The sequence below is a fragment of the Acidocella sp. genome, from assembly GCF_013044125.1.
In the GTDB taxonomy this organism is placed as follows: domain Bacteria; phylum Pseudomonadota; class Alphaproteobacteria; order Acetobacterales; family Acetobacteraceae; genus Acidocella.
On sequence record NZ_JABEVC010000094.1, the window covers coordinates 1 to 8434 of the forward strand.

The following is an 8434-nucleotide window of genomic DNA, read 5'->3' on the forward strand; positions in this document are numbered from 1 at the left end:
CGCCAGGTCTGGACCAGACGGGCCTGCAATCCCTGGCGCCTGATGGCAGCCTGAATATCGACTATTACAATAACTGGGCCGCCGCCCCGGCCGATGCCGCCACCCAGGCCCTGCTCACCTGGTGCCAGGCCAGCGGCGCTTTCTCAGCCGTCATTCAGCCGGGCAGCCGGCTCAATCCCGGATTGATCGTTGAAGGCGAACTCACCCAGCTGCTGGCCAATCCCGCGAGCGGCCAGGCAACCGCCGTGCTCACGCTCGCCGTCATCAAACCCGCAGGCGGCATCACCACGGCCGCTCTGCCGCTGGCGCAACAGCGCATCACCGGCACCGCCCCGCTGTCAGGCGCCATACCCGCCGCGCAGGCCGCGGCCCAAAACGCTGCCCTGGCCAGCGCCCTCACCCAGGCCGTGGCGCTGCTCACCCGTTATGCCCGCTAATTTTCCCCGCTATGGCCGCGCCCGCGTGGGCTGGCGTCTTCTCACCCCACGCGCGCCCTAATTCGGGGTAAATCCGGTCCTCACCCCGCCCGCCGTAATGGTGTCCACCTCATCGCCCGGGCCATCCAATCGCGGCGTCATCACCACGATCCTGCCGTTGATCTGCGAAATCTCCCGGCTTTCGCTGCACGAGCCAAAGGGTTTGGAGAGTATCGTGGTCCCGCCCAGGATCAGCGCCTGAAATTTGAGCGGACACCCACCGCCCGGCGCACGCTCCGCGATCAACACAACGCCATAGCTTTCCCCAGAGCCGCCGCTGGAACTCGAGGAGATAACGCTGCCATTGGCGCTGGAGGATACAAAGCTGGAGGATGACGCCCCAAAAGCATAAGTCCCCGCAACCGATACGGATTGATCCCTGGTATCATGCAGAACCACGCGCCCATCGGCCGTGAGCGTAAAATCCCCGCTTGCGCCGCTCAGCGCAAAGCGATGGCCATTGAGACTCCCGCTCACCGTGTCGCCATACGCGGCACCCGCCGCCATCATGGCGATGATGAAAACCATGAACTTTGACATTTCACGCCTGCATTCACTGTGGCTTCAAAACGTCTTATAGCGCCAAACTGTCCGGTTTATTTTATAAAGATTTGTTTAGACTTATCCGCTCCACCTTTACGCCGGTTGATGACAGCCCCCGCCCTCACGCCACCGGCGTTTGCGGAAACGCCAGTTCATGCCGCGCGCGCCAGTCCGGCGTCACATAATTCACGATCAGCGAGCGCCGCACCCCGGTGATCCTGCGCTTGCGGAACCCATGCCAGGTATCCTTGCCCGGCACGAAAATCAGCCCGGCATTCGGGTAAAACGGCGCGGTGCCCGCATATTCGTCAGGCGCCGCATAAACATCCGTGCCCCATTCCTCATCCGCCGGGGAGGCATTGAGATAAATCAGCATGGTGAAAAACTTCGCCCCGATATCCGTATGCGGTTCCAGCCAGAAACCATCCGTATCCAGGCAATACTCAATCCGCAGCGAACTTCCGCCCAGCGCCACGCCGCAAACCTGCTCCAGCCGCCCCGTCACCTCTGGGCTTTGCAGCGCGCGCGCCAGCGCCGCGCACACCGGGTAGCGCGCCTGCTCTTCCACGCCAAAAAACAGCCGCGTGCTGTTATGCGTCTCGCGGCGGCCCAGCGTATCCGCAATTTGCGGCGGCGCCAGCGGCAACGCGGCCACCGCGCCGCACATGTCCACCGGCAGCACGTCCTCAAGCAGCCAATGCCGGTAGGGTGCCTCGGTGCGGCGGCTGGCGTCCAAACTCGCCAAAAACCGCGCCGCGGCGGTCTTGGGATCAGACATAATTAAGCACCTTCTTGGCCTGCGCCGAAATCTTGTGCCGCATGATCTCGCGCTGCGCGGCAAAGCCGTTGGCCATCCAGTTGATCATCACATACCGCCGCACCCCCACATAAGGTTCGTGCCCGTGGAAGGATTTGTCCGACCGGCGGAACGCCACCAGCGTGCCCATGTTGGGCGGCACCTCGGCGATCATGTCGTTCAGGTCATCGGGCCCGCGCAGCAGCCGCAGCCGCCCGCCGCCGGCTTCCCAATCCTCGTTGAAATACAGCAGCGCCGTCACCAGCTTGGCCTCGCTGTCGGTATGGATGCGTCCATCCTTTTCCTGGCAGCGCCCGCGCAGCGTCACCATGGCCGGCTGGCCGATCAGGTCCAACCCGAACTTCTCGCCAAAAGCCTTCGCCACCGCCGGGCTGGTCAGCTCCTCGATCAACGCGCGAAATTCAGGGCCGTATTGTGTGGCCTCCACCGGCAGCAGCCCCGGATAAGCGATCTCTGGAAAGTCTTTTGTAATCTTCGCGGCCGCCTCCGGGCGGATGAAATTTTTTACCACCAAATAACTGAACGGCTCGCGCGTCAGTGAAGTGGCGCGAAAAGACTCAAGATCAAGCTGTGCCATATTTTTACCACCGGGGTTCCATCGCCGCCCCGATAGCAAAACGCCCTCCGCGCGGAATTGATGTGGATCAAGCCCGCCCCCCTCTTCACCTGTTCGGCGGATATTAACATCTGCCCGTCATAACGGGGCATCCACCCAGCATGCGGAAGGCCAACTTATATGTTGCAGCAGGAGATGAGCGCCAAATCCGGCCCCAGCGAGGCGGCCGCCCTGGCCGAGCGGCGCGGCGATTCGCGCAGGCCGGTCATCAGGAGCGCGAAAATTTTTATCAGCGCCAATGGCGGTGGCGGGGTGTTCAACTGCCTGATCCTGGATCAATCAAGCGCTGGCGTCCTTGTGGACATGGGTACGCTGGCTGAACTGCCGGAGGAAGTGACGTTGCAAATGAGCGGCGGCGCCAGTTATCTGGCCCGGCGCTGCTGGGCGGCGGGAACCAAGGCGGGGCTGGAATTCATCGGCGGCCAGATCGTTACCGAGGAGACCTCCCAGCGCATGGCCCGCATCGCTGATGTGCTGCAACGCCAGGGGGTTGCAGCGGCGGTGGCCACATTGCGGACCGCGCGTTTTCTGGACCATGACAAACTGCGCCATATCGCCGAGGCCGCCGAGGCCGCGGTGCAACGGCTGGAAGCCGCGCTGACCGGCCAGGAGCCTATCTGATCTTATATACCACAACCCCCGGGTAGCTCCGCCACAGCCGGTAACGTGCGGCAAGCACCTGCTGTAACTGCGCATACACCGTCAGGTTCACCACCGCCGGGTTGGTGGGTGCCGGGGCGCGGCAAACGATGAATTGCGGCTTCCCGGCCAGAATCCGCGCCACCTCCATCCGGGCATCCACCCCCGCCACGCGCGGCAGGCTAAGCCCCACCAATTCCGAGGGCAGGACATAGCGCGTCGGTGGCGTCTGCCCGCTCAGCGCGTAGAGAATCGGCTGCGAATCAAACACATACAGGCTCGCCGGGTGTTGCGCCGCCAGCTCGGCCCCAACCTGCGCCGTCACATCCGGCACCATGGCATCATGCAAGGCAATTTTCGCCGCCCAGGCGGGCAGCGCCAGCGCGGCCGCCACAAACCCCGCCCGCACCAGCCTCCCGCGCGGCAACAGGCTGAACCACAGTCCCAGACTCACGCACAACACCGGCAGAACTTGCAAAAAATAATGGTCATAGAATGATTTCGCCACCGCCACCCCGGCCAGCCCGCCCAGCAGCCAGGCCGCTGGAAACACCGCCTCCCGCCGCCAGAACGCCAACGGCAGCAGGGCAAACCCGGCCAGATACAGCGTCCCCCAGCGCCAAAGCTGGGTGTGCAGCGCATAGTCCAGCGCCGCCGCGTTTAGCGGCACATCCACCCGGCGGAAGTTGGAGGCCACCGAGCAATCCCACCACAACCCCAGCTGCCCCGCCGCCGCGTAGAGCGCCACCACCGCCAGCAGCGGCAGCGCCGCGCCCATAACCACGCCAACCCCCGCTCCAACCCGCCGCTGGCGCAGCATGAAGAGAAAAAACACCACAGGCGCCTCGAACACCGCGACATATTTCACCATGAACGCCGCGCCCAGCAGCACCCCCACCAGCCAGCCCGGCCGCCCCGCCAGCACCGCCCAGACCGCCAGCGCGGTGAAATCCGCCATGAACAACTCGGTATTGGCCGAAAGCCCGTCATTGCTCAGCGCGCACAGCACCAGCGCTCCGCCGGCCAGCCAGGCCGCCGCGCGGTCCCTGGTGATATGTTCGGTGATTTTGAACACGCTGAAGCCCAGCAGGCTCACGCAGGCCACGCTGGCAAGGCGCATCGCCAGCACCTGGCTGCCGAATACCGCCTGAAAAGCCACGAAAATAACGTAGATGCCAACCGGCTTGTTGTCCCAGATGGTAGTGTAGGGCAGGTGGCCCTCCAGCCAGGCCCTCGCCATTAAAAAATACAGGCTCTCATCCCAGTCCAGCACCGAGCGGCCAAGCACCGGCACCCGGCTGGCCAGCGTGGCCAGGGTGAGCAGCAACGCCACGGCGGCGGCGGGCAGGGGGACACGTTTCACCCCATGGTGATTGCAGCCGGCCCCGGCTTTGTCCATGATTACTCCATGCAGACGATGAGGGGTTTATGAAAATTTTAGCGTTCACCATGGCGGCGGTGCTTCTGGCGGCGGGCGCCGCGCGCGCGCAGAGCGACGACCCCACCGGCCCGCAGCCCAAGCTGCCCACCGAGTCGCTCATCATCGCCGGGGCGGACGGCCAGCGCCATGTCTTTACGGTTGAGCTTCCCGTGACCCAGCAGCAGCAGGATACGGGTGAGATGTTCCGCACCTCCATCCCCGCCGATGCCGGCATGCTCTTCATGTGGCCGCACCCGCAAATGCAGGCGATGTGGATGAAAAACTGCCCCGTGCCGGAGGACATGGTCTTCATCGGCGCTGACGGCATTATCAAATCCATCGCCGAGATGACCGTCCCCTACAGCCTCACCCCCATCTCCCCAGGCGTGCCGGTGCTTGCCACGCTGGAGCTGCAAGGCGGCATCACCGCGGCGCTGAATATCAATGTTGGCGATAGGGTCATTGCCAAGCAGTTTGGCGGCGGCTAAGCCAGCCCACGCAACCATGGCGCCCGGGGTGTTAACCGGGTTTTATGGTGGCAAGGCTATGGTTCGGGGCGTGGCGCAGCCTGGTAGCGCGCTTGTTTTGGGTACAAGAGGCCCCCGGTTCGAATCCGGGCGCCCCGACCAGTTTTTTTGGTTCAAGTTTTTTGGGTTCAAGTTTAAGCAGGAGCTAAGGTTTCATGCGGGCACGTATCTTCCTTCCCCCCAAATCCGCCATGCAGTCCGGCACCGCCAAGACGCACCGCTGGATGCTGGAGTATGAGCCCGAGACCGCCAAGATCCGCGATCCGCTGATGGGCTGGACCGGCTCGGACGATATGCGAAGCCAGATAAAGCTCAGCTTCGCCAGCCGCGAGGAGGCCATCGCCTACGCCAAGGCGCACGAAATCCCCTACGATCTGGAAATCCCCACCGCCCGGATCCGCAAGCCGAAGGTCTATGCCGATAATTTCCGGGCTGACCGCAAGGAAAACTGGACGCATTGAAGGCGGCGGTTTACCACACGCCAGCACGCGCCCTTAGCTCAGCTGGATAGAGCACGAGACTTCTAATCTTGAGGCCGATGGTTCGACTCCATCAGGGCGCGCCAGTATTTTTAATGACTTACGAGGTTAAATAGGAAAGCGTAGCTGCCATAAATTGAAGTTGCGGACTCACAGCGGACTCACCAGAAGAAAATCAGACTTCACGAAGCCATAGCTGTTCACGGGGTTGTGAAGTCTGTTCCGCACTGGTTGCGTGCCACATGGCTGGGTACTGCCGGGAACCGGACCCGCGCTGCCGCGCCGCTGCTATTCCCGCTTTTCCTGGCCTCGCAAACAAAAACCCCGCCGGGGCTGACCAGCGGGGCTTCTTGGTTAAGCGGCCATAATTCGCCGCGTTCTACTCTCTGTTACGCGGTACTTAACGATAGGCGATACTTCTTGCCGCATGTCGTACATGCTCGCGTAGCCTGCGACTAGGTAAGTATCCTCATCATCCTCAACCACGATCCAGCGCCGCTCAGGGATAAAGTCCAAGTGAAAACCGGCGGCCAACTCCTTGCAGCGCATTCTACCGTAAGCCCTCATTGCTTTGAGCAGGGCCGTGTCTTCTCCAAAATAGTCTTCCATTCGAATGCCCTTGTAAAAAACAAGGCATGTGTGCTGTGATGCAGTGGCGAGAGAGTTTGCCTAGTTGACACCCCGCCCCATGAACGGCCTTTGCCATCATCAACCAGGGTACCACAACCGGCTCAGAAAAACAAGCACGGCAACGGTAAAAAATGTTTTAGAAAGAGGTCAGGGGGCCGGGAGGCGGGGCGGTAGTTGCGAATCATTCTCAATAGCTGGTCGGGTATCCCTCGCGGGAATATCATTTTTTAGACTGATTGATTTATTGGCTGGTGCAGGGCATCGTTCCGTTATGATCGGAGAGTGCCATGCTGTCAGAAGATGATAAGAAGCGCATAGAAGCTGAAGAAGAATACCGAGCCAAGGTGAGAGCTAAAATACCGAGTAACATTCAAAAAACCGATCTTGGCCAACGCGTTGAACGAACCAGAAAGGGGTGCTTGATAATTGTGTTTGGTACTATTGGAGGGGTAATTCTATTGGGTATTATTGGGAGTTTTATGAACTAATAACGGCAACTTGCCGGTCACATAAGCAGGTTATAATGCCGTGCATGGGCGGCAGGAATTAAGGTTCGCCGCTCTATCAAAAATGCCCTATGACGGCAAAAATGCCAATTATTACAACAATCGTAACGGCAACACCAAAAAGCACCACAGAGGAAGGGGGACGAGAGGTTTTGGGGCTTTGAGGCAGAGATATTCCGTTAGGGGGTGGGGTAAGCTGATTTGGGGGCACACTTACACTAGCAAGAGTGATTTGGGAGTCGATAAGGTTAAAAATTTCATTTTCTGTAAATGTCCTCTTGACCAATTTGGTAATTGTTCCATTCCAAAAAACCGCAATCGCTGGCAGTTGTTCTGAAGTAAGGTTCAGGTCTCCCAATTTTTTGCCTAGATTTCCTAAGTGGTTAACCGAAAGTCCTTTTGGGTCCTCGTCGATCTTCATGAGAATTGCTCTACCATCGAAGGACCTGACTATCCGTTCTAATCTCCATGAAAACTGTTTATGGGATACATTTCGCCATGTAGCAAAAAAAGCCACTAAAACAGGAAGTTTACACGAAAGGTTTAGCACATTGTCAATGAAACTTTCTTTGTTTTCTTCAAAAATAAATTTTTTGCTTGATAATCCTGAAAGTTCATTGCAATTCTTTATCGAATTGCATTTCAGCCACTCCACGCAAATATCAAGCTCTTGCAGGGAATGATCCACAAAGCCCTCAGAATATTCTGGATTGTCTTTATGGTTAATATACCAATTTTTCTGCTTCTCAATCGTATCGATAAGCTTTTCAGTATCTTCTAGCATTTCGAGATTGTTTTGTATTTCGTGGCTGTTGCCAATACATATGCGAAGATAATTAAGAAGACTATACCAATACTTATCTGAAAATTCTTCAATTTCTACGATAGGCATTTTACTATGATTTGTTATAAATAGCTTAAACGCTTTGTGGCCGTTTTCGACTTGATTGTTGCCAAAAAACAAACAAGCCATAGCAGCATAGCAATAATAATTACCTCGTTTTGCTCCCTCTTTATAGAAACTTAGCGCCTTTTCCTTGTCTTCGCGCCCTAGATCGCCGCTGTTATAAAGATCGCCGATCCGCTCATATGCGAGCAACGACCCTAGACGTGCAGCGTCCTTGTAAAGGGCAAGCGCTTCTTGATGATCTTGAATAAAGTCACCCATTCCATAATGATGATTCTCCGCCTGTTCAAGTAAGTCATCCCATGGTTTTGATGGCCTTAAACCTTCTAACTTCAAATCTGGCTCAAGATCATCGCCGGATAGTAATCCATCGTCTTCCGCCGTATCTTCGGCTTCCACAACAGGCGGCCCATCAAGGCGACCGGGAGCATCTAAGATAATGCGGATAACTTCATTTGGGGCAGCGCGGAAAAACTCACGATTGCTCGATTGACGCAAGCCTTGCCGCTCAAGTGTTATATGAACGAATTCTTCAGCAGCGCCACAGTCCGAAAAATACTGTTCAAACGCAACGATGAATGGCGTAGCTACTCCCGTAGCACCTGACAGTTCTGCAACTCTCTCAGAAGGTAGGCGAGTTGTTTTGCCGACTTTCACAAGGCCGGGAAGGGAACTATTCACCAGCGCATAAACGAAGCCAGATGCCATTTTGGATTACTTTCGTTGCCGTTTATTTCAACAATAGCACCGATTTGCTGGGTAAAAAAGGCTGAAATGCCAAGCATGGTTCGCCCGGAGAAATATGATTATTTTCCTAATTTATTTATTCATGATTTAGAATATGGCTTTTATCCTTGCGAAAAAATCCCTGCGC

10 protein-coding genes and 2 tRNA genes are annotated in these 8434 nt (G+C 57.5%); 7 read left to right on the plus strand and 5 right to left on the minus strand.

The genetic code is table 11. The features are described from left to right. Positions 1 to 437 (plus strand): ABC-type transport auxiliary lipoprotein family protein (locus tag HKL97_RS05775; RefSeq protein ID WP_291423349.1); only part of this gene is annotated, 437 nt, incomplete at its 5' end. A 57-nt stretch (positions 438 to 494) separates the two neighbouring features. Here HKL97_RS05775 and HKL97_RS05780 read toward each other — a convergent pair. The 3 genes from HKL97_RS05780 to HKL97_RS05790 form a co-directional block, all read right to left on the minus strand. Next, the gene (locus HKL97_RS05780; protein WP_291423351.1) at positions 495 to 1016 is read right to left on the minus strand and encodes a hypothetical protein; all 522 of its coding nucleotides are present in this window, start codon (positions 1014 to 1016) and stop codon (positions 495 to 497) included. Positions 1017 to 1140: 124 nt separating this feature from the next. Then, positions 1141 to 1797, minus strand: a complete 657-nt coding sequence (locus HKL97_RS05785) for a 2OG-Fe(II) oxygenase (protein ID WP_291423353.1) — start codon at positions 1795 to 1797, stop codon at positions 1141 to 1143. Further along, positions 1790 to 2413 (minus strand): 2OG-Fe(II) oxygenase, encoded by a 624-nt coding sequence (locus tag HKL97_RS05790; protein ID WP_291423355.1) that lies wholly within the window; start codon positions 2411 to 2413, stop codon positions 1790 to 1792. Before HKL97_RS05790 ends, HKL97_RS05785 begins: the two co-directional genes overlap by 8 nt. Positions 2414 to 2572: 159 nt before the next feature. On the opposite strand from HKL97_RS05790, the gene HKL97_RS05795 reads away from it, so the two are divergent. Further along, the gene (locus tag HKL97_RS05795; protein WP_291423357.1) at positions 2573 to 3073 is read left to right on the plus strand and encodes a hypothetical protein; all 501 of its coding nucleotides are present in this window, start codon (positions 2573 to 2575) and stop codon (positions 3071 to 3073) included. On the opposite strand, the gene HKL97_RS05800 is transcribed toward HKL97_RS05795, so the two are convergent. Then, positions 3066 to 4490, minus strand: a complete 1425-nt coding sequence (locus HKL97_RS05800) for a glycosyltransferase family 39 protein (protein WP_291423359.1) — start codon at positions 4488 to 4490, stop codon at positions 3066 to 3068. The genes HKL97_RS05795 and HKL97_RS05800 overlap by 8 nt on opposite strands. A gap of 29 nt (positions 4491 to 4519) precedes the next feature. Between HKL97_RS05800 and HKL97_RS05805 the strand changes: the two genes are divergently transcribed. The 5 genes from HKL97_RS05805 (at position 4520) to HKL97_RS05825 (ending at position 6635) form a co-directional block, all read left to right on the plus strand. Further along, a complete protein-coding gene (locus HKL97_RS05805; protein WP_291423361.1) occupies positions 4520 to 4999 on the plus strand; it encodes a DUF192 domain-containing protein in 480 nt (159 codons plus the stop codon). A gap of 64 nt (positions 5000 to 5063) precedes the next feature. Then, positions 5064 to 5140 (plus strand) — tRNA-Pro (locus tag HKL97_RS05810). 53 nt (positions 5141 to 5193) lie between these two features. After that, positions 5194 to 5499, plus strand: a complete 306-nt coding sequence (locus tag HKL97_RS05815; protein WP_291423363.1) for an ETC complex I subunit — start codon at positions 5194 to 5196, stop codon at positions 5497 to 5499. A gap of 27 nt (positions 5500 to 5526) precedes the next feature. Next, positions 5527 to 5603 (plus strand) — tRNA-Arg (locus HKL97_RS05820). A gap of 831 nt (positions 5604 to 6434) precedes the next feature. Next, complete coding sequence (locus tag HKL97_RS05825) at positions 6435 to 6635, plus strand: hypothetical protein (RefSeq protein ID WP_291423365.1); 201 nt, start codon at positions 6435 to 6437, stop codon at positions 6633 to 6635. 76 nt (positions 6636 to 6711) lie between these two features. Here HKL97_RS05825 and HKL97_RS05830 read toward each other — a convergent pair whose 3' ends face one another. After that, a complete protein-coding gene (locus HKL97_RS05830; RefSeq protein WP_291423367.1) occupies positions 6712 to 8268 on the minus strand; it encodes a GIY-YIG nuclease family protein in 1557 nt (518 codons plus the stop codon). Positions 8269 to 8434: the final 166 nt, after the last annotated feature.

Excerpts from the sequence above, each read along its gene's own strand:
- HKL97_RS05800 (WP_291423359.1), bottom strand. The coding sequence starts at position 4,490 with ATGGACAAAGCCGGGGCCGGCTGCAATCACCATGGGGTGAAACGTGTC.
- HKL97_RS05780 (WP_291423351.1), bottom strand. The coding sequence starts at position 1,016 with ATGTCAAAGTTCATGGTTTTCATCATCGCCATGATGGCGGCGGGTGCC.
- HKL97_RS05815 (WP_291423363.1), top strand. The coding sequence starts at position 5,194 with ATGCGGGCACGTATCTTCCTTCCCCCCAAATCCGCCATGCAGTCCGGC.
- HKL97_RS05825 (WP_291423365.1), top strand. The coding sequence starts at position 6,435 with ATGCTGTCAGAAGATGATAAGAAGCGCATAGAAGCTGAAGAAGAATAC.
- HKL97_RS05795 (WP_291423357.1), top strand. The coding sequence starts at position 2,573 with ATGTTGCAGCAGGAGATGAGCGCCAAATCCGGCCCCAGCGAGGCGGCC.
- HKL97_RS05790 (WP_291423355.1), bottom strand. The coding sequence starts at position 2,413 with ATGGCACAGCTTGATCTTGAGTCTTTTCGCGCCACTTCACTGACGCGC.
- HKL97_RS05805 (WP_291423361.1), top strand. The coding sequence starts at position 4,520 with ATGAAAATTTTAGCGTTCACCATGGCGGCGGTGCTTCTGGCGGCGGGC.
- HKL97_RS05830 (WP_291423367.1), bottom strand. The coding sequence starts at position 8,268 with ATGGCATCTGGCTTCGTTTATGCGCTGGTGAATAGTTCCCTTCCCGGC.
- HKL97_RS05785 (WP_291423353.1), bottom strand. The coding sequence starts at position 1,797 with ATGTCTGATCCCAAGACCGCCGCGGCGCGGTTTTTGGCGAGTTTGGAC.